This window comes from Wolbachia endosymbiont (group B) of Villa cingulata, from assembly GCF_964028285.1.
Classification (GTDB): Bacteria; Pseudomonadota; Alphaproteobacteria; order Rickettsiales; family Anaplasmataceae; genus Wolbachia.
In genome coordinates, this window is record NZ_OZ034766.1 from 1065176 (window position 1) to 1084197 (window position 19022).

Consider the following 19022-nt stretch of genomic DNA (forward strand, 5'->3'; position numbering starts at 1 on the left):
GAGAAGAGCTATAACTCAGGAGGAGAGGAGCTAACAAACTATCAAGAGGGTGATAATAATATTATATAATAGATTTCTTGCATAACTGGAATGCAAAAAAAAATCAGTTTCAAGTGACCCCTTATTGTCATTCAAGTAGCTGACACTGGGATGGCTTTGTTGCATAGGTCAAATAAAAAGAACTGGCAGTTACTGACAAAATTCACTATAAGACAAGCATTTAACCTACTAAAGAAAAATATGCCACAAAAAATGAGAGTCAGTAACTGCCATGAATATAACAAATTTCTCCAAGAGAGGGGAAATATTTTTTATTACGTCAATGATGCCATAGAAAATTGGTACGAAAAAGGTCCAAAAATGGCTGGTGGCAACTATATTTATAGCGATAAGGTCGTGATTCTGGTTCACATAATAACTTGTTTATTTAGAATAGGTCTGAGACAAACAGCGGGATTTATAGCAGGGTACCTTGAGCAAGTAAGGAAAAACTTGCAAGTTATTAGCTATTCCCAGGCCTCAAGAAGGCTTAAAAAACTTAACATCAAAATTAATGATCGAAGACATGATAAAAATAATACAGAAGATATTGAGATTGCCATAGATAGTACTGGAATAAGCATCTACAATAATATTCCAGGTCATAGCAAGGCAAATGGTACAGATAGAAAGTATCGCCGCTATGAGCAAACAAGAAAACTGCATGTAATGCTAGAGATAGGTAGCAAAAAAGTTATAGCAGCAAAATACAGTGGCGGAGTTTATTCTGACCACTATGGAGCATGTGATCTTATTGCAAGGATTGATGTTAAATATAATATAAGCACACTATATGCAGACAGGGCATATAATCGAAAGAAGTTATACAAACTGTGCGATGAGCTTGACATAAAGACAAGGATTCCTCCGCAAAATAATGCAGTAGAGCATCCAAAGTTGGATTATATGGATGAGAGAAATTCTACAATCAAGCTCATAAAGTCATATGATGAAGATGGTATGAAGAGGTGGAAAAAAGAGATAAATTATGGGAAGAGATCTTATATAGAAAGTTTTTTCTCGCGACTGAAGCAAACATTTGGGTTTAGTTTTAGAAACAAATCTGAGGTTAATCGTGAGAGAGAACTGCTACTCAAGTGTTATTTGCTTAACAAATTTACTGATATAGGCATGGCTAAATTTGAGATAGCTTCATGAATTTATTCCACGTTACCTACTATCCGAAGAGTGATGCAACAAAGCCCACTGAGATCCACTCTTTTCGTCATCAAAAAAGCGCCTCGTGTTTATCAACTCAGCTGGATTACAGCGTCACACGCTGGAATGACACCTATTTGCTTTCATTGGTTCCTTTCTTATTATCCGAGTGGCCTTTCCTTGTCATTCAAGTAGCCGCGCTGTAGAATAAAATTTTTTATTTTAATGAAAAAATTGCTTCCGCATACTCAAGATGCCATTATAATGATGGTAGAGATATTTAGAGAGCTCAAAATCTATCTCAGTCTGCAGACCTTTTAACCAATTTTTCAATAAAAATTCAGCCACATCTGTTGTGTGTACATTCTGAATCTTTTTTATACAGGAGGATTTTATGTCCAGAATTCCAGATATTTGACCTTTACTTTAGCTAATAACAGGCGCCTGTAGTTTTTATAATTAGTGTTAACACGGTTTTTCTACTTTTTTTTTCCTAATGTTTTAACTCAATACACACCATCATCATTTACTGCTTCTAAATATATCATTGCTAAACACACGCCGCTGTATATTTCTATAGATAACTCATTGCCTAAACTTCGATTAAAGCAAGAATTCTTTCCTGGAAAAGCAAGGTGACTAAGGTACAGTTCCCATTGTAATCCTTTAGTTGATATTTGAGCTTTCGGTATACCAAGTAAGGATATTTTAGTATTTTTTAGCAAAGAGGAAAAATAGCTAATACCTTTTTGTAAGGCGTACCCCACCATGGGAGGCGAAGGCATATAAAAGATACTATCTGTACTTAAAAATATGATCAATTGCTCCTCCAGTAATACCCGTTACTAAAGTTAATATTTTGTAGTAATTGATGGCAATAACTTTACTGTTTTTAAGTGAGCCATTGCTTTAGAAAAGTCGCAATAATCTTGATCAGGTAGATTGACCTTACCCAGAAAAAGTAGACAGAAAGTTAAGACGTTTTTGAAGTAAAATAAAACGTTTTTTCAAAGAGGTGTGGTATGACAAAAAGAAAAGAATATACAGCAGAATTCAAAATTGAAGCTATAAGACTAGTAAAAGAAACAGGTCAATCATCAGCAAAAATAGCAAGAGATTTGGGTATTAGCGGTGATTCATTAAGCAGATGGGTAAAAACATACAATGATAGAATGTCTGGAGTAGATGCGTTTCCAGGAAAAGGGAAAGTAGCTCATTGTGACAAAGAAAAGTTTGATTTAAAGAAAGAGCTGGCAAGAGTAACGAGGGAAAGAGACATTTTAAAAAAAGCCCTGGGATATTTTGCAAACCAAAAAGAGTAAAATATTCTTTTATAAAAGAACATAAAAAATGCTATAAAATACGGGAATCATGCAGATTTTTGAACGTATCTGCTTGTGGTTATTATAAATGGATTACTAAGGAAAAAAACAACAAAAAATCAATAAGAGAAGAGTGACCTTACCCAGAAAAAGTAGATAGAAAGTTAAGACGTTTTTGCTATGAGAATGATGAATCAAAAAGCTCAGGAATGCAATAGTTAATAGTAGAATGTCTACGCTGTTTATTATAAAAAATTTCTATATATTCAAATATTGCGGTTTTAGCTTGTTGTGCAGAGTGTTGTGAAGTATCAATGAGTAACTCTCTCTTAAGTGAACTAAAAAAGCTCTCTGAAACAGCATTATCATAACAACAACCTTTGTGACTCATACTAGAAGTAATATTTTTTGTACTTAGTAAAAATTGATAATTTTTAGAGGTGTATTGCGATCCTTGATCGCTATGAAATAGTAGATTTTTAGCAGATTTGCGCCTACCAATAGCCATGAATAACGCATCTATAACTAATTGCCTATTTACTGCATTACTCATTGACCAGCCAATCACCATGCGTGAATATAAATCTATTATTGCTGCCAAATATAACCATCCTTCATTAGTTTTTATGTACGTAATATCAGTTACCCATATCTTGTTAGGTTGATCAGCGATGAAATTCTGATTTAATATGTTAGGAGTTATAACTCTATTGTCTATTTGTGGTTTTTTACTTTTAAACTTTCGTCTAAGCTTAGCTTGAATGCCATTTTTCTGCATAACATTTTGCACTGTTTTGATGTTATAATTTTTACCTAAAGCCTTTAATTCAGCGTGAATTTTAGGAGCTCCGTATCTGCATTGTGATGCTCGATATACCTTCTGAATATCTTGTATGAGCTCTTCTCTTATTGATTTTTTGTTGTTTTTTTCCTTAGTAATCCATTTATAATAACCACAAGCAGATACGTTCAAAAATCTGCATGATTCCCGTATTTTATAGCATTTTTTATGTTCTTTTATAAAAGAATATTTTACTCTTTTTGGTTTGCAAAATATCCCAGGGCTTTTTTTAAAATGTCTCTTTCCCTCGTTACTCTTGCCAGCTCTTTCTTTAAATCAAACTTTTCTTTGTCACAATGAGCTACTTTCCCTTTTCCTGGAAACGCATCTACTCCAGACATTCTATCATTGTATGTTTTTACCCATCTGCTTAATGAATCACCGCTAATACCCAAATCTCTTGCTATTTTTGCTGATGATTGACCTGTTTCTTTTACTAGTCTTATAGCTTCAATTTTGAATTCTGCTGTATATTCTTTTCTTTTTGTCATACCACACCTCTTTGAAAAAACGTTTTATTTTACTTCAAAAACGTCTTAACTTTCTGTCTACTTTTTCTGGGTAAGGTCAGTCAGATATACTGTATTTAAATTAGCACGTAAATTCGGATTTATACTATCCAAATCTCCTATTACAAGATCAGGTTTTACGCCAATTGATAGAAGCTTATTTGCTCCTCCATCTACAGCAATAACAGGTATATCTTGTTTAAAAAACGATGAATCAGGTATTTCTCCATTTAGTACTACAATAGAACGATATTCTTGCTCCACGCTACAATGTAGCATATGGTTATAAAACGCTTCGTGCAGTTTTTGCATCGTAGTAACATTTTTGAACAATTGATATTATACTGATCACTAATCCAGCAATATTACTGAGTATCACAAAAGTTAAACCCTGACAAATACCGTAAATAAGCCAAGATGATGAACAAATAAGATAATTCACCAACATTAGCATCGATACGTCACGAGTAAGTTTTGTGATATATGCTCTATATACTTGAGGCAATAACCCAATGAGAGATGTAATGAACGCGATGAAGCCAAAGCATTCTTCAATATTTATATACATACATTTTCCTACGTTTGTTTTAACAAGATCAGGTTCAAAGGGTTGTACTTTATGTACTCTCGGCTTTTTTAGAGCACCCCTAATGCGTGTAATTTATAACATCATTTAGTCTATTAATCAAGAAATTAACAGTGACTTGCATTTATGAAACCCAATCGGCTTCTATGCTAATTATTATCCAAACTAATAGTCGGCTGTGCATCCTGCTCAGAGATCAGAGCAACTAGCAAATTGTTTATCAATTGAACCTTTTGTTTTCCATCCAATTGTAAGCTTTTATTTTTTTCAAAATGGGCTATTACTTCTTCGATAATTCCTATTGCATTTTGCACTATATGCTTTCTTGCAGAGGTGATGGCATGCGCTTGTTGACGCCTCAGCATTGCTTGTGCAATCTCAGATGAATAGGCCAAATGCGATATTCTTGCTTCTGCAATTTCAATTCCAGCAATATTCAATCTTTGTTGTAGCATTGATCTCAATTCATTTGAAATTTTATCAGAATTTTTACGCAAAGATTCCTCATCGTTTTCGCTATCATACGGATAATTACTTGCCAGTTCTCTAATTACCGAGTCACTTTGCACAAAAACAAAATTATGATAATTATTAACATTATAATATGCCTTCGCAGGACTGCTCACTCTCCAAACAATTACTACTGAAATCTCTATCGGACTTCCATTAGCATCATTAACTTTAATTTTTTCTGTATTGATATTCTGAAATTTCAGAGAAACTCTATATTTACTCGAAAACGGAAGCGTTACGCATATTCCAGACTTAAAATAAGTTCCAATATAATGACCAAAAAACTCTATCACTCTTGCTTCATTAGGGTCATTAACGAAAAGTGCCTGAAGAAAAGTCAAAATTGAAACAGCAGCAACTCCAAGTGCAATTGTGCTGTCATACACAAAAAGTACCAATAAAACTAATCCTAGTACTATTAGTACAGGAAAAGCCTGAATTTTACTTAAATTTCTATCACTTATCGTATTTTTATCTGTGCTGTCTTTATCAGATTGCTTTTTCACTTGCACCCTCTCTGCTGATTATTTCATCTACCTTACTTACAAATAATTTAAACTCTCTTAATTCACGATCAGGCAACTTTATCTCATTGCCATGAGCTATCGTAAGCGGATCAATATGTTTACCATTATATATAACTTCATAATGTAAATGAGGTCCTGTTGCAACACCAGTGCTGCCAACATAAGCAATGATTTGTCCCTGCTTTACTTTAGAGCCTAACTTTATATCGCTACTAAATTTGCTTATATGTGCGTAACAAGTTGAATATTTATTGTTGTGCTTTATTTTGATGTAATTCCCATAGCCACCATTCTTTCCTATATATTCTATTACACCTTCTGCAGTGGCGTGTATAGGAGTGCCAAGTTTAGCTGCATAATCTACTCCTTTATGAAAAGCAATTTTACCATGAATGGGATGCTTTCTATTACCAAAATTCGAGGATATACGAAAATCTCCGTTTAAAGGACTTACAAAAATTTCGCTACTCTTCAAGCTTACCCCCTCTTTATTAAAATACTCTTCTTTGCTGTTTTGTGACTCATAATAATATAAACTTATAGCTTTATTGCTTGTTGTGAGTGAAGTATATAAAATTTTTTCTTCAGCCTTCTGATCACTCTCACACAGAACTTCCAACTTGCTTTTGGGCACAATGTCTTTTTTAAAATCTACACCATAATCTTTATATATGCCGATTAATCTCATTATTGTATCTGGCGCCAAACCTTCTGCATCAAAAAAAGAGGATTTTATGTCACTGGATATGAATGATAGCTTTCTATCACTTTCTGTCACCAAAGCAGCTTTTTTTTTCCTGATCCCGTCTTGGAATAACACTGGAGAGTGGATTAGTGTCATTCCAGTGCTTGACACTGGAATCCAGCTTTTTAATCGAAAATGTTGTATAGCGTGCTGTTTACAATCAATTTTGCTGAATTCCAGTGTCTGGGCACTGGAATGACAATAGTCTTTCTGCGCAAATGTTTCAGTTGCATATGCTGGTAAAATACAAAGCAGTGGAAGTATTACCAGCCTCATAGTTTATCAGCAAAAATAAAATTACCTTCAACATACTGCACATCATCATTATCTTCTAGCTCTTCAACTAATGTAGATAATTTATCAATTAATTCTTTGTCACTAACTTCAATCAGGTCCTTTGGTTGCCATGAAAGACGAGCAAGTTCTGGTTCTCCAAATTTTGTATAGAAAGCATCACGCACTCTACCAAAATCTTTCACTTCACAAGTTATAACATATAATTCTTCTTTGTTATTTTCCTCAACATTCAATACTTCTAATTCAATTCCATAGTTAAATAAATCTTCAAAATTTATACCCTCTGCTTTATAGACAATTAAGCCTACATGATCGAAAAGGTAACTCACACATCCTGTTTCTCCCAAATTACCGCCTTTGCGAGAAAAGATATAACGTATCTCAGAAGCAGTTCGGTTGCGATTATTTGTCAGAGCATGGACAATAAGTGCAGCACCAGAAGGTCCGCAGCCTTCATATTGTATTTCTTCATAACTTTCTCCAGCAACGTTACCAGCTGCATTTTTTATTGCTGTTTCTATTTTATCTTTTGGTAGATTTTCCTTTCGCGCAGCAAAGATAGCAGAGCGAAGACGTGGATTGAGTTCGGGATCAGGCAGCCCTTGTTTTGCAGCAACTGTTATTTCCCTAATGAGCTTCGTAAATTTTTGCGAGCGCTTTGCATCCTGAGCACCTTTTCGATGTTTTATATTTGAAAACTGTGAATGACCAGCCATAAGAAAACTAATTCACCCCTCCTGCTAACATATTTTCATACTGCTCAGCTTCTAAGTCAAGGCCAAGAGCTAAGTGAGCTGTTATTAAATAACTAATAACTCTAGAAGAATATTTAGAATCTTTATCGCTTACCATATTTTGAAAACGCTTAATTACTGCTAAATATTCACCACGCTTTAGGTAAAATTCACCAATAGAATACTCTTTTTTTGATATATGTTCTGTGATTAATTTTTCTTTTTCTTTGATCTCTTCTATATATTCGCTATTCGGAAAAAGATTAATATATTCAGTAGCTAGCTCTAAAGTTTTATATGCAATTTGCTGCCCAAGCTGCACTTTGTTAATTTGCATGTAATAAGATAATACTCTTAAGTAATATACATATGGCAAATCTTCACCATTTGGATAAACGTATATATAATCATCCATATCACTTGCAGCACCGCTGTATTTACCCATATTATAGTGAGAAACCCCAGACAATAATTTGGCTTTCATTGCCCAATAAGATAAAGGATACAAATCCTCTATCTTTTGAAATGCTCTAATAGCTTGCTTATATTTTTTCTGATCATAAAGCTTAACTGCCTCCTCATATAGTTCAGTTTCAGTGTGTTCAAGATCATTCGCATACGACTGCGTGAAGGGGCAAGTCAGAAGAAAAAAGCATATGATTAAAGTCTTATACATAAGATTTTTTTTGATCAAAATAAAGTATAGACTAAATATTACCTAAATAAACAAATTTTTGGCATTATCATCGAACGAAAAGCGGCTCTTGGCCACCATTACCTATATTGCTCGCACCACCACCTATTGCAACACCCTTTCCACTCACTTCTACGTTCTCTAGCTTTCTACTATAAGAATGTGTGATCAATCCACTTCCTACCATCAAAAGAGCAATACCTACTAGACCTAAAGCAGGCCCAACAGTAGACGATGCTAATGCTACTCCAGAAATCAATATTATTCTCCTGATTAGTAATAAAGAAGAACCAGCGAGCATTAACTTAGCTGCAGACATATTGCTTGTCTTTTTTTCAGATTTCTCATCAAAGCTTTGCTCTTTTTCTACTTCAGAATTTTTATTTTTCTTGTACTCACGATAGCAAAAAGTAGCACTCGCTACAAAGTAAAATAGACTAGAAATTGAAAAAGCTACGTCTTCTATTATTCCTTGCTCCAATGCTTCACTTACTATTTTAGCCACAATAACTAATGTAACTAAAGCAGCATCAGCATAGTTAAGGTAATCATCAACTGTATAAGGAACATCTTTCTTTTCTTTTTCTCCATCTTCAATATTCCCCAACTCTCGTTCTTTTTCTGCTATTTTTCTATTATTATAAATTAAATATAGTGTGCAAATAAGATATAAAGTTGTAAAAGGTAATATAGTATGGCTCAATGCGCTACTTATAAGGCCAAGTAATACCTGATCGCTACATGTTTTTTCGAGCTCAATTGCCATCAGCAATGCAAATGGAACCATTGTTGCCAATGATACACATTTTCTATTTAGCTCTCTTTTTTTTAACGTTAATAACTCCTGTTCCAGCTTCTGCTTTTTTTTTCCTTCTTCAAGTATTAATAATTCTTGCTCAAGTTTTTTTCTCTTTTTTTCTTCTTCATCAACTGTTGACCAGAAATCTCGAAAAAAATCCTCTATTTTAGTATCTTTCTCAGAACTTGATCTCTTAAAGGAAGACTCAGTATTAAAGCTATCTATAATAATACCAGTCATACAAACTTGACTAATTTATAAACTAATACATTATACAGGATTTTAACCAATCAGTCAATATTGTGAAATTATTAACTTTCTTTGTATACTCTTAAGCAATTTAGTCAATCTGTTTGATGCCAGCTAGAACGTAATTATAGCCTGACCACATAGTCATAACAGCTGCAGCCCACAAACAAATCACACCTATGTATTTAGTTGTTTCATAATCACTCATTATTAACGCCACTATAGCAACCATCTGAAAAAATGTTTTAATTTTCCCAGCTTTGCTCACAGGTAGACTAACGTTTGTAGCTATCAAAAACTCTCGTAAACCCGAAACTAATATCTCCCTACAAACAATTACAACTGACGGTATGATTGTAACATCATCTATTTTTTGCTTGTAAACTAGCATGATTATTGTTGAAACTACTACTAACTTATCAGCAATTGGGTCAAATAATTTGCCAAAATTTGATTGGACTTTCCATGCACGTGCTAAATAACCATCAAAAAAATCTGTAATGCACGCAAACATAAAGATCAATATTGTTATTAGACTTGCATATTTACTTTCTATATAAAAGCTTGATATTATTGCCGGTATCGCGAGCGCACGAGAAATTGTTAGCAAATTAGGCACGTTTTTCTTAAGCATGTAAGTCACACTATTGGTAGATAAACTTATACAGAAGTACAGCAGAATTCACAAGCTAATAGTTGAACATTCATAAAAACCCCATATACTTAAAAAATTACTAACAATAAGCTCAAAGCATGAATAATGATTTAGATAACACCACAAAACAAGAAGCACTTAAGTACCATAATAAAAGTGGTAAACCTGGTAAGGTATCGGTTATACCAACAAAACCCTTATCCACACAGCATGACCTATCACTTGCTTATTCCCCTGGTGTTGCAGCCCCATGCCTTGCAATAGCTAAAAATCCTAAAGCTGTTTATGATTACACGGCAAAAAGCAATTATGTGGCTGTCATTTCAAATGGCACCGCAGTGCTGGGATTGGGCAATATCGGTCCTCTTGCTTCAAAACCCGTCATGGAAGGCAAAGCTGTTTTATTTAAGCGTTTTGCTGACATTGATGCAATTGATATAGAAGTTGACACAGAAAACATAGAAGATTTCATCAATGCAGTAAGGTATCTTGGTCCAAGTTGGGGGGGAATAAATCTAGAAGATATAAGATCTCCTGATTGTTTTATAATAGAGAAACGTCTAAATGAGTTGATGGATATTCCGGTGTTCCACGATGATCAACATGGCACTGCAGTAGTTGTTGCAGCTGGTATAGAAAATGCCCTCGATATTGTTGGAAAGAAATTAGGAAATGTAAAGATCATCATGAATGGTGCTGGAGCAGCTGGTATTGCGTGTTTGGAAATACTGAAGTCTATGGGTGCTAAGAACATAGTACTATGTGACAAACAAGGAGTAATACACAAAGACAGAAAAGAGGATATGAATGAGTGGAAAGAAAAATATGCAATTGACACTAAAGAACGTTCCTTGCTCGATGCCATAAAAGATGCTGATGTATTCATCGGACTCTCTGCAAAGGATGTGCTCAGTGAAGGAATGTTAAAAAGCATGGGTAAAGACCCAATCATTTTTGCTCTTGCTAACCCTGATCCAGAAGTAAGGCCTGAATTTGCAAAATCTGTAAGGCCAGATGCAATAATTGCAACTGGTAGGTCAGACTATAACAACCAAGTCAATAACGTAATGGGATTTCCTTACATATTCAGAGGAGCACTCGACGTACATGCAATGACAATAAATGATGAAATGAAAATTGCTGCTGCAGATGCAATAGCAAAGCTTGCCCGCGAATCAGTGCCAAATGAGATATCTGCAGCCTATGGCGGTCGTAAAATGAGCTATGGACGTGAATATATAATACCTACTCCATTTGATCCAAGATTAATTTCTATAGTATCTCCTGCTGTTGCAAAAGCTGCAGTTACTTCAGGTGTGGCAAGAAAGGAAATAGAGAACTGGAATAAGTATGAAAGCCAATTAAAATCTCGTCTTGCTAGTGCTCTAAGCACGCTGAATCTATTGTCTTCACAATAATTAATTGCATATTTTAGACTTATAATTAAAATAAACTGATGACTATTACAATTCATGAGTTAGAGAAAATTATCAAACAATCATTTCCTGATGCTGATATAAAGATCAAGGACCTTGCTGGAGATGATGATCACTACCATTTAAAAATAACTTCCAAGTGCTTTTCTGGAAAGACAAAAATAGAACAACATAGAATGGTATATAAGGCTCTTGAAGGTCAGTCTATACATGCATTGCAACTAGAAACTGGGGCTTAAAATTAAGGTGATATTTATGAACAACTTTGAACAAATAAAAAAAGACATAGCAGAAAACGATGTAGTGCTGTATATGAAAGGCACCTCTGACTTTCCTCAATGCGGATTCTCTGGGCTCGTCGTGTCAATTCTCAAAAAATTGAATGTAAAGTTTAAATGCATCAACGTACTTGAGAATGATGAAATACGTCAGTCCATAAAAAGTTTTTCTGATTGGCCAACAATTCCACAATTATATATAAAGGGAGAATTTGTTGGTGGCTGTGATATAACCCGCGAGATGTATGAAAACGGTGAATTACAAAATTTGTTAAAAGAAAAAAAGGTTATTGCCGAGTAAGTTTACACAGCAGAGTGGCAAAATAAAAACATAGTGTCAGTGTCCAGACACTGCCTTCTTTTCTGAATTTCAGTGTCAGCTACTTGAATGACACCCTTTTAGTAGCACACACACAACTGTACAAATATTGTGATTTATACCTCAAAAATGCGAGTAGCTCATTTGGTGTCATCCCAGGTGGGATCCAGGAATTTTGAGTTTTTGATGAGATTATGGATTCCAGCACCACACACTGGGATGACAGGATTCGTTTTCATGTTACATTCGAGTTATACCTTATCACCAGGCTTAACAAATAGATGACCCAATGTTATTAACTTTATAGGCTTACTTTCATTATTTGCGACTACCCAAACTCCATCGTCTTCATAATCAACAATTTCTATTGCTGTAAATACTACATAATTATTGTCATCAACAATCTTTATTCCAAGAATACCATCGTCATTTAAGCTCAAGGCCGAAGAAGGAATTTTATATGCAAATCTTTCACCTGAAGGGAGGCTTACACTAGCAGTCAGTCCTTGCAAGGATATAATCTCATTATCAGTTACCTTTACCTCCACTCTATAAGATCCAGTTTTAGGCTCAGCAATTTTACTAATAAAACTTACTTCACCTACTAATTCCCTTCCGTCTAGCAAATTAATTTGCGCTGCACTATCCAGTTTTATTTTATTTACTTCATTTTCTGAAACATACAACACTACAAGAACCTGATCAAAATTAACTATGTCAGTTATCTTCTGTCCAACATTAACAAAATCCCCTTCATTTACGTTGATCTTATCTACATAACCATCAATAGGAGATTTAATCGCAGTGTTTTCTAAATCCAACTCTAGCCTTTTTAGGTCAGCTTTTGCACTCTGCAATGCAGTAAAAGCTGCTTCCACTTTTATTTGTGCTCCATACCCTTTTGTATTCAATTTTTTAGAGGAATGATACTCAATTTCACGCTGATTTAACAAAGCTTTGGCTTTCTCAACTTGTGCAACTCTGTCATAATCTTCTATCTTTAAAATTACATCGCCTCTTTTTACTTTTTCACCATCAGACAAATAAATAGCAATGCGATTTTGTGGAGTATAATCCTGAGTTTTTACTGAAAAACTACTAATTGGATTATCACTATGAACCGCCTGATCTTTTTTTAAAAATGTACTGTTGATAAAAAACAGTAGAATAAGAGCAATACTGGAAACGATGATTACTTTGTTTCTCATCCTTAAACAGTAAAATTTATTGACCAATCTTGTTAGAAATAACTGCATAAATTTTCAAATATCAGAAGTATAAGTATAATACATCTATTGTCACTCTATAAACAGTTTTACGTAAGCAAATTTTCCTACAATAAGTAAGTTTGCCAAAATGAAATTTTTAATTAAGAAACCTTATCCGAAAAGTTATTATGTCAATATAAGAATTTGACCTTACCCAGAAAAAGTAGACAGAAAGTTAAGACGTTTTTGCTATGAGAATGATGAATCAAAAAGCTCAGGAATGCAATAGTTAATAGTAGAATGTCTACGCTGTTTATTATAAAAAATTTCTATATATTCAAATATTGCGGTTTTAGCTTGTTGTGCAGAGTGTTGTGAAGTATCAATGAGTAACTCTCTCTTAAGTGAACTAAAAAAGCTCTCTGAAACAGCATTATCATAACAACAACCTTTGTGACTCATACTAGAAGTAATATTTTTTGTACTTAGTAAAAATTGATAATTTTTAGAGGTGTATTGCGATCCTTGATCGCTATGAAATAGTAGATTTTTAGCAGATTTGCGCCTACCAATAGCCATGAATAACGCATCTATAACTAATTGCCTATTTACTGCATTACTCATTGACCAGCCAATCACCATGCGTGAATATAAATCTATTATTGCTGCCAAATATAACCATCCTTCATTAGTTTTTATGTACGTAATATCAGTTACCCATATCTTGTTAGGTTGATCAGCGATGAAATTCTGATTTAATATGTTAGGAGTTATAACTCTATTGTCTATTTGTGGTTTTTTACTTTTAAACTTTCGTCTAAGCTTAGCTTGAATGCCATTTTTCTGCATAACATTTTGCACTGTTTTGATGTTATAATTTTTACCTAAAGCCTTTAATTCAGCGTGAATTTTAGGAGCTCCGTATCTGCATTGTGATGCTCGATATACCTTCTGAATATCTTGTATGAGCTCTTCTCTTATTGATTTTTTGTTGTTTTTTTCCTTAGTAATCCATTTATAATAACCACAAGCAGATACGTTCAAAAATCTGCATGATTCCCGTATTTTATAGCATTTTTTATGTTCTTTTATAAAAGAATATTTTACTCTTTTTGGTTTGCAAAATATCCCAGGGCTTTTTTTAAAATGTCTCTTTCCCTCGTTACTCTTGCCAGCTCTTTCTTTAAATCAAACTTTTCTTTGTCACAATGAGCTACTTTCCCTTTTCCTGGAAACGCATCTACTCCAGACATTCTATCATTGTATGTTTTTACCCATCTGCTTAATGAATCACCGCTAATACCCAAATCTCTTGCTATTTTTGCTGATGATTGACCTGTTTCTTTTACTAGTCTTATAGCTTCAATTTTGAATTCTGCTGTATATTCTTTTCTTTTTGTCATACCACACCTCTTTGAAAAAACGTTTTATTTTACTTCAAAAACGTCTTAACTTTCTGTCTACTTTTTCTGGGTAAGGTCAATTAACATTATATTAGCATATAAGTACTAACGTGCTGTTAGTTTTATAATTAAGGAGTATATTATGACAAACTCTATACTAAACCCTCCATTTCAATGGAAGGCACTTCATGATTGCTATAGAGAATGTGAAGAAAAGTCCCCAGGTAATAGTTGGTGGGTAATAGCAGAGCGAAATAATTGCAAGTGGTACTGTCGTCTGAAAGATACTCATGGCTTATTTAAATCTGATTCACAAGAAGAGTCGACACCTATTGATATAAGTAGTACATTCAGAGAGATTGGAAATAAATTCTATGATCTTGCAGATTCAGTGTCTGTTTTATAGTAAAATAAAGGTATCTATTCAGCAGAGTGGCAAAATAAGGTAAGATCAGTTTAGCTCTTCACTAAACGGGTACCCAATTGCTCAACACTATCAATTTTAATTTGTAAAGTGCCCTTTATAAATTTATTAGCCTGGTCTGTACTCATAAAAACTGTATGTTTATTGGGCATTAATTTTTCCATATCGGCTCTATTTTTTTTATCTTGCAAATGAGGTTCGCAAATATAGCTATACTTTTTAAAATCTAGAAGTTTAGCAAAGCCATCACGATCATTCTAATGGTGAAAAGCAACATTTATACCTACTATTTCGTCCGTTTCTTGCAGCTTTCCATCTTTATCTATTACCTGTGCCTTAGCAAGCGCAACTGTAGGTTTATGGCCATAATTTGCTCCAATAACCCTTCTTATTGAATGTTCTATTGCTATTTTTTGCACTTCAGGATTTTCATCAAACTCTTTCAAAAAATTAAGGTGTAAGTTAATATATTCAGAGTATTTCAATCTGTGTTTTTTATGTATAGTTGGTTTGTAGGACAGTTCATTTGTAGGTGACTTATAGTTTGCAAGAAGCAATTTTTGTTCATACTGCTCATTAAATTCCTTTATCTTTTCAAAATGTCTTTCATATTGAGTCAATCCATCTTTCCCTTTTTTCTCCATCCTTTTCAAGAATTCCTCTACTGGCTCTCGTTTGGCTAGAGTAATTTTGCGTGTAAGCGGAATTTGTTTTTTCAAGCTAATCCAATATGGTAAGCAAACAACTTTCGCATCTTTCGAAAATAGACCTTCTAACTTTTTCACTGCATTGTATAAGTTTGCTGATTCTGGTTTACAATGCCCGCTATTATTGTCTATATAAGTTATTTTACCATTTACCACTTTCATTAAACCAGAACATAAAACTGGCCTACCACCTGCAAGAGTTGAATGACGATAAGCCCATTCGCTTTTGTTAACATTAATATGTTCATGAGTTACTAATTTTCCATCAAGCGTGATAACATAAGCTACACAACCTTTTTTACCCTTACTAATTTTATCAGTTGTATCATATAGTTTGCCTTTAAAGCCTTTTAACTTGTTACCTTCCACTTCTGGCATTAAGTCCACGTATAATTTTCCTTTATAAGGAATTTTAGTATATTCTGCTTGGTCATCTGGAGTAAAATACTTAACCCTTGTATTAGTTCCAGGAATTTTTCTTCCTTCAACTCCAACTTCTGGAAACAAATTATATCGTGGAAAAAAATAAGTAAAATTATTCTCTATCCAATACAGAATCTTATTTATGATACCAAAAACCTTTCTATTACCTAAATCAATAGAGAGTTGCTGTTCCTTTGGTACTGCTAGATGATTGGACTTTGTACCAGATTTGCCAAATTCTTTGGCAGCATATTTAAACTTTTCTAGTAAATATTCCTTACGTTCTTTTGATACTGACATTTTTACCTCACTCACTATTATTTTATCTTATATTATTTTAAACAAAAAGTCAATCTTTCTTAAGATATTAAGAAAAAAGTAGCAGCAAAATAGCTAAACTGACTTAGATTTATCGACAATTTGAAAAATCATCATTCCGCTACTTGTTAGCGAAATCTATGTTCGTACAGTTGTGCTGCCCAACAAACTTATGCTAAGCTGTGCTGCCACTAATTTTGCAACCAGTACTCTATAGGGCGAGCATGACACATAATCAACCCCTGATTTGATGAAAAACTCTATGGACTGTGGATTCGCTCCATGCTCTCCACATATACCAAGTTTAATTTCTTTTCTGGTTTTTTTGCCCCTTTCGATAGCTATTCTGATTAATTCCCCTACCCCTTCAACATCTAGCACCTCAAAGGGATCGTTTTTGAATATGTTGCTTTCCTTATAAGAATCGAGGAAATTAACTGAATCATCTCGTGAAAGTCCCATAGTTGTTTGTGTTAAATCATTAGTGCCAAAACTAAAAAATTCTGCGTGTTTTGCGAGTTTGTCAGCAATAAGTGCTGCTCTTGGCAGTTCTATCATCGTTCCGATTGAATAATTCACATCGAAATTTTTAGCTTCTTTCTTTACTAACTCGCATATCAGAACAAACTCTTTCTCGCTCATGATAAAAGGAATCATGATTTCAGGTTTCACTTCTATCTTCTTTTCTTTCCTTAATTCACTTGCAGCACTGAGTATTGCCCTAATCTGCATTTTATATATTTCAGGATGAGAAATAGCAAGCCTACACCCTCGATGGCCAAGCATTGGATTTTTTTCTGATAACTGTACTATTTTATTTTTTACCGATTCAACTGACTTATTCAGTGATCTGGCGATTTTTTCTATAATGGATTGATCATGAGGTAAAAACTCATGTAGAGGTGGATCAAGTAATCGTATAGTGACTTCCTTGCCCTCCATAATAGAAAACATTTCTTTGAAATCAGACTTTTGCATTTCTTCGAGTTTATTTAATGCATTTGCCCTTTCATTTTCATCATCAGCTATTATCAATTTTTGAATGAATTCGATTCTATCACTAGCAAAAAACATATGTTCTGTGCGACATAAGCCTATACCTTCTGCACCGAATCCTTTTGCAATTTTTGCATCTTTTGGAGTATCAGCGTTCGCTCTCACTTTGATCGTTTTAATTTCATCTATCCAGTTGATTATCGTTTTGAATTCTTGCGATAATTCAGGTGAAATTGTAGGGAGAATGCCAAGCATAACCTCCCCTGTTCCTCCGTTGATGGTAATTGGTTCACCTTTATTTACTTTTGTATCCCCTACAGAAAAGAAAGTTCCATCTTTATCGATATAAAGTCCACTCACACTGCAAATGCATGGCTTACCCATTCCACGGGTTACAACAGCAGCATGCGAGGTCATCCCTCCCCGTGCTGTTACTATGCCACTTGCAGCATTCATTCCATTAATATCTTCAGGACTCGTTTCTGACCTTACTAAAATCACTTTTTTGCCCTGCTCTGCAGCTTTTTCAGCATCACTTGCACTAAACACTACATATCCAGAAGCAACCCCTGGAGAAGCCGGCAGCCCCTTCCCTATTACTTTTTGGTCACCCTTAACGTCAAGAACTGGATGCAATAAATTGTCAAAAGTTTTTGGATCAATTCTCAATATTCCTTCCTCTTTTGTAATCGCTCCTTCGTTTACCATATCAACTATTATGCGAATAGCAGCTTCGGCTGTGCGCTTGCCAGACCTAGTCTGCAAAATCCATAACTTACCGTCTTGTACAGTAAATTCGATATCCTGAATGTCCTTATTATGCCTTTCAAGTTTTGCACATACCGCGCATAATTCTCGGTAGATACTTGGTAGCAACTTCTCCATGGTACTTTCTTGCTCCCCGTCAATTGGCATAGGAGTATAAACACCAGAAACCACATCCTCACCCTGAGCATTAACTAAAAACTCACCAAAAAGCTTTTTTTCTCCAGTTGAAGGATTTCGTGTAAATATCACACCAGTTGCAGAATTATCATTTAAATTACCAAAAACCATTGCTTGCACGTTGACCGCTGTTCCAAGGTTTTCAGGAATATTATGTATTCTTCTATAGGAAACAGCCCTATCATTTTTCCAAGAGGCAAATACTGCATTAACTGAGTTTAACAATTGCTCTTCAACGTTCTGCGGAAAATGTTTCTCAGTTTTTTCATATACTATCTTTTTAAAATCGTTAACAATTCTCTTTAAAACATCAACATCAAGATCAGCTAAGCTTTTTGCTCCACTCTTTTGCTGCTCATTATCAATAACATCTTGAAATAGGTGATGATCAAGCTGTAGTACAACATTGGAGTACATCATGATGAAACGGCAGTAGCTATCGTAAGCAAAACGTTCGCCACTTTTTTTTGCAAGCCCAACAACGGTTTCATCATTTAGACCAACATTTAAAATAGTATCAAGCATGCCCGGCATTGAATTCACACTACCAGAGCGTATGGAAACTAATAAAGGATTATTTGAATCCCCGAATTTACAACCGATGTCACTTTCGAGCATCGCCATGTAGTTTTTTATCTCGTTACGTAGATCACAAGACAATTCATTATCTTGACAATAGGCCTGACAAACAGCAGTGGAAATTGTAAAACCAGGTGGAACAGGAATGCCAATGTTACACATCTCTGCCAGATTTGCTCCCTTCCCTCCTAGTAGATTTCTCATTGCTGCATTGCCTTCACAGTTGCTTTGGCTAAAGTAATATATTAACTTTTCTTGCATTTTTTTCGGATTTTCACTAATATACATACTATTCTAATAAATTTATCAGGCAGGAGT

The 19022-nt window shown here is 34.4% G+C and carries 22 protein-coding genes and 1 riboswitch; of the genes, 6 read left to right on the top strand and 16 right to left on the bottom strand.

The genetic code is table 11. From position 1 onward, the window contains the following. Positions 1-159: 159 nt before the first annotated feature. Complete coding sequence (locus ABWU52_RS05445) at positions 160-1197, top strand: IS5 family transposase (RefSeq protein ID WP_353276237.1); 1038 nt, start codon at positions 160-162, stop codon at positions 1195-1197. Positions 1198-1703: 506 nt separating this feature from the next. Here the strand turns inward: ABWU52_RS05445 and ABWU52_RS05450 are convergent. Continuing rightward, positions 1704-2018 (bottom strand): hypothetical protein, encoded by a 315-nt coding sequence (locus ABWU52_RS05450; protein WP_353276502.1) that lies wholly within the window; start codon positions 2016-2018, stop codon positions 1704-1706. Between the two features lie 201 nt (positions 2019-2219). On the opposite strand from ABWU52_RS05450, the gene ABWU52_RS05455 reads away from it, so the two are divergent. Beyond that, positions 2220-2519 (top strand): transposase, encoded by a 300-nt coding sequence (locus ABWU52_RS05455; RefSeq protein WP_064085359.1) that lies wholly within the window; start codon positions 2220-2222, stop codon positions 2517-2519. A 178-nt stretch (positions 2520-2697) separates the two neighbouring features. On the opposite strand, the gene ABWU52_RS05460 is transcribed toward ABWU52_RS05455, so the two are convergent. The 10 genes from ABWU52_RS05460 to pgsA form a co-directional block, all read right to left on the bottom strand. Then, positions 2698-3576, bottom strand: coding sequence for an IS3 family transposase (locus tag ABWU52_RS05460; RefSeq protein ID WP_353277659.1), 879 nt, complete (start codon positions 3574-3576; stop codon positions 2698-2700). Continuing rightward, a complete protein-coding gene (locus ABWU52_RS05465) occupies positions 3552-3851 on the bottom strand; it encodes a transposase (protein ID WP_064085359.1) in 300 nt (99 codons plus the stop codon). Before ABWU52_RS05465 ends, ABWU52_RS05460 begins: the two co-directional genes overlap by 25 nt. A 57-nt stretch (positions 3852-3908) precedes the next feature. After that, positions 3909-4181 carry a hypothetical protein gene (locus tag ABWU52_RS05470; RefSeq protein WP_353276503.1) on the bottom strand — a complete coding sequence of 91 codons (273 nt, stop codon included), beginning with the start codon at positions 4179-4181 and terminating at the stop codon, positions 3909-3911. Continuing rightward, positions 4153-4437: a SemiSWEET family sugar transporter gene (locus tag ABWU52_RS05475; protein ID WP_017532519.1), complete on the bottom strand. Its 285-nt coding sequence runs from the start codon at positions 4435-4437 to the stop codon at positions 4153-4155. Before ABWU52_RS05475 ends, ABWU52_RS05470 begins: the two co-directional genes overlap by 29 nt. Next, a riboswitch (TPP riboswitch) is annotated at positions 4426-4528 on the bottom strand. (Overlaps the previous gene by 12 nt.) Positions 4529-4604: 76 nt before the next feature. Continuing rightward, on the bottom strand, positions 4605-5474 hold the full coding sequence (locus ABWU52_RS05480; protein WP_353276504.1) for an SPFH domain-containing protein: 870 nt from the start codon (positions 5472-5474) through the stop codon (positions 4605-4607). Beyond that, positions 5458-6516, bottom strand: coding sequence for a M23 family metallopeptidase (locus ABWU52_RS05485; protein WP_353276505.1), 1059 nt, complete (start codon positions 6514-6516; stop codon positions 5458-5460). The genes ABWU52_RS05480 and ABWU52_RS05485 overlap by 17 nt, the downstream gene beginning before the upstream one ends. Continuing rightward, on the bottom strand, positions 6513-7253 hold the full coding sequence (locus ABWU52_RS05490; protein ID WP_353276506.1) for a YebC/PmpR family DNA-binding transcriptional regulator: 741 nt from the start codon (positions 7251-7253) through the stop codon (positions 6513-6515). Before ABWU52_RS05490 ends, ABWU52_RS05485 begins: the two co-directional genes overlap by 4 nt. A gap of 7 nt (positions 7254-7260) precedes the next feature. Further along, positions 7261-7947 (bottom strand): outer membrane protein assembly factor BamD, encoded by a 687-nt coding sequence (gene bamD, locus ABWU52_RS05495; protein WP_353276507.1) that lies wholly within the window; start codon positions 7945-7947, stop codon positions 7261-7263. Positions 7948-8014: 67 nt separating this feature from the next. After that, complete coding sequence (locus tag ABWU52_RS05500; RefSeq protein ID WP_353276508.1) at positions 8015-9004, bottom strand: hypothetical protein; 990 nt, start codon at positions 9002-9004, stop codon at positions 8015-8017. 100 nt (positions 9005-9104) lie between these two features. Then, positions 9105-9647: a CDP-diacylglycerol--glycerol-3-phosphate 3-phosphatidyltransferase gene (gene pgsA / locus ABWU52_RS05505; RefSeq protein ID WP_353276509.1), complete on the bottom strand. Its 543-nt coding sequence runs from the start codon at positions 9645-9647 to the stop codon at positions 9105-9107. Between the two features lie 119 nt (positions 9648-9766). On the opposite strand from pgsA, the gene ABWU52_RS05510 reads away from it, so the two are divergent. The 3 genes from ABWU52_RS05510 to grxD are packed head-to-tail and all read left to right on the top strand — an operon-like array spanning position 9767 to position 11683. Beyond that, positions 9767-11086 carry a malic enzyme-like NAD(P)-binding protein gene (locus ABWU52_RS05510; RefSeq protein WP_353276510.1) on the top strand — a complete coding sequence of 440 codons (1320 nt, stop codon included), beginning with the start codon at positions 9767-9769 and terminating at the stop codon, positions 11084-11086. 38 nt (positions 11087-11124) lie between these two features. Further along, a complete protein-coding gene (locus tag ABWU52_RS05515; RefSeq protein WP_006012412.1) occupies positions 11125-11343 on the top strand; it encodes a BolA/IbaG family iron-sulfur metabolism protein in 219 nt (72 codons plus the stop codon). A 16-nt stretch (positions 11344-11359) separates the two neighbouring features. Further along, positions 11360-11683, top strand: coding sequence for a Grx4 family monothiol glutaredoxin (grxD, locus tag ABWU52_RS05520; RefSeq protein WP_353276511.1), 324 nt, complete (start codon positions 11360-11362; stop codon positions 11681-11683). A 269-nt stretch (positions 11684-11952) separates the two neighbouring features. Here grxD and ABWU52_RS05525 read toward each other — a convergent pair whose 3' ends face one another. The 3 genes from ABWU52_RS05525 to ABWU52_RS05535 form a co-directional block, all read right to left on the bottom strand. Beyond that, positions 11953-12957 carry an efflux RND transporter periplasmic adaptor subunit gene (locus ABWU52_RS05525; RefSeq protein WP_353276512.1) on the bottom strand — a complete coding sequence of 335 codons (1005 nt, stop codon included), beginning with the start codon at positions 12955-12957 and terminating at the stop codon, positions 11953-11955. A 201-nt stretch (positions 12958-13158) separates the two neighbouring features. Next, the gene (locus ABWU52_RS05530; protein WP_353277659.1) at positions 13159-14037 is read right to left on the bottom strand and encodes an IS3 family transposase; all 879 of its coding nucleotides are present in this window, start codon (positions 14035-14037) and stop codon (positions 13159-13161) included. Further along, positions 14013-14312 carry a transposase gene (locus ABWU52_RS05535; RefSeq protein ID WP_064085359.1) on the bottom strand — a complete coding sequence of 100 codons (300 nt, stop codon included), beginning with the start codon at positions 14310-14312 and terminating at the stop codon, positions 14013-14015. Before ABWU52_RS05535 ends, ABWU52_RS05530 begins: the two co-directional genes overlap by 25 nt. A gap of 142 nt (positions 14313-14454) precedes the next feature. Between ABWU52_RS05535 and ABWU52_RS05540 the strand changes: the two genes are divergently transcribed. Further along, on the top strand, positions 14455-14718 hold the full coding sequence (locus ABWU52_RS05540) for a hypothetical protein (protein ID WP_353276513.1): 264 nt from the start codon (positions 14455-14457) through the stop codon (positions 14716-14718). Between the two features lie 275 nt (positions 14719-14993). On the opposite strand, the gene ABWU52_RS05545 is transcribed toward ABWU52_RS05540, so the two are convergent. Both ABWU52_RS05545 and ppdK read right to left on the bottom strand, forming a co-directional pair. Beyond that, positions 14994-16166 carry a hypothetical protein gene (locus ABWU52_RS05545; protein ID WP_353276514.1) on the bottom strand — a complete coding sequence of 391 codons (1173 nt, stop codon included), beginning with the start codon at positions 16164-16166 and terminating at the stop codon, positions 14994-14996. A 156-nt stretch (positions 16167-16322) separates the two neighbouring features. Continuing rightward, positions 16323-18992 (bottom strand): pyruvate, phosphate dikinase, encoded by a 2670-nt coding sequence (ppdK, locus tag ABWU52_RS05550; RefSeq protein ID WP_353276515.1) that lies wholly within the window; start codon positions 18990-18992, stop codon positions 16323-16325. Between the last annotated feature and the right edge of the window lie 30 nt (positions 18993-19022).

What these genes read in the sequence shown, in the direction of transcription:
- ABWU52_RS05455 (WP_064085359.1), top strand. Translation starts at nt 2,220, where the DNA reads ATGACAAAAAGAAAAGAATATACAGCAGAATTCAAAATTGAAGCTATA.
- grxD (WP_353276511.1), top strand. Translation starts at nt 11,360, where the DNA reads ATGAACAACTTTGAACAAATAAAAAAAGACATAGCAGAAAACGATGTA.
- ABWU52_RS05475 (WP_017532519.1), bottom strand. Translation starts at nt 4,437, where the DNA reads ATGTATATAAATATTGAAGAATGCTTTGGCTTCATCGCGTTCATTACA.
- ABWU52_RS05490 (WP_353276506.1), bottom strand. Translation starts at nt 7,253, where the DNA reads ATGGCTGGTCATTCACAGTTTTCAAATATAAAACATCGAAAAGGTGCT.
- ABWU52_RS05510 (WP_353276510.1), top strand. Translation starts at nt 9,767, where the DNA reads ATGAATAATGATTTAGATAACACCACAAAACAAGAAGCACTTAAGTAC.
- ABWU52_RS05470 (WP_353276503.1), bottom strand. Translation starts at nt 4,181, where the DNA reads ATGCAAAAACTGCACGAAGCGTTTTATAACCATATGCTACATTGTAGC.
- ppdK (WP_353276515.1), bottom strand. Translation starts at nt 18,992, where the DNA reads ATGTATATTAGTGAAAATCCGAAAAAAATGCAAGAAAAGTTAATATAT.
- pgsA (WP_353276509.1), bottom strand. Translation starts at nt 9,647, where the DNA reads ATGCTTAAGAAAAACGTGCCTAATTTGCTAACAATTTCTCGTGCGCTC.
- ABWU52_RS05525 (WP_353276512.1), bottom strand. Translation starts at nt 12,957, where the DNA reads ATGCAGTTATTTCTAACAAGATTGGTCAATAAATTTTACTGTTTAAGG.
- ABWU52_RS05535 (WP_064085359.1), bottom strand. Translation starts at nt 14,312, where the DNA reads ATGACAAAAAGAAAAGAATATACAGCAGAATTCAAAATTGAAGCTATA.
- ABWU52_RS05545 (WP_353276514.1), bottom strand. Translation starts at nt 16,166, where the DNA reads ATGTCAGTATCAAAAGAACGTAAGGAATATTTACTAGAAAAGTTTAAA.
- ABWU52_RS05515 (WP_006012412.1), top strand. Translation starts at nt 11,125, where the DNA reads ATGACTATTACAATTCATGAGTTAGAGAAAATTATCAAACAATCATTT.
- ABWU52_RS05500 (WP_353276508.1), bottom strand. Translation starts at nt 9,004, where the DNA reads ATGACTGGTATTATTATAGATAGCTTTAATACTGAGTCTTCCTTTAAG.
- ABWU52_RS05465 (WP_064085359.1), bottom strand. Translation starts at nt 3,851, where the DNA reads ATGACAAAAAGAAAAGAATATACAGCAGAATTCAAAATTGAAGCTATA.
- ABWU52_RS05485 (WP_353276505.1), bottom strand. Translation starts at nt 6,516, where the DNA reads ATGAGGCTGGTAATACTTCCACTGCTTTGTATTTTACCAGCATATGCA.
- ABWU52_RS05540 (WP_353276513.1), top strand. Translation starts at nt 14,455, where the DNA reads ATGACAAACTCTATACTAAACCCTCCATTTCAATGGAAGGCACTTCAT.
- bamD (WP_353276507.1), bottom strand. Translation starts at nt 7,947, where the DNA reads ATGTATAAGACTTTAATCATATGCTTTTTTCTTCTGACTTGCCCCTTC.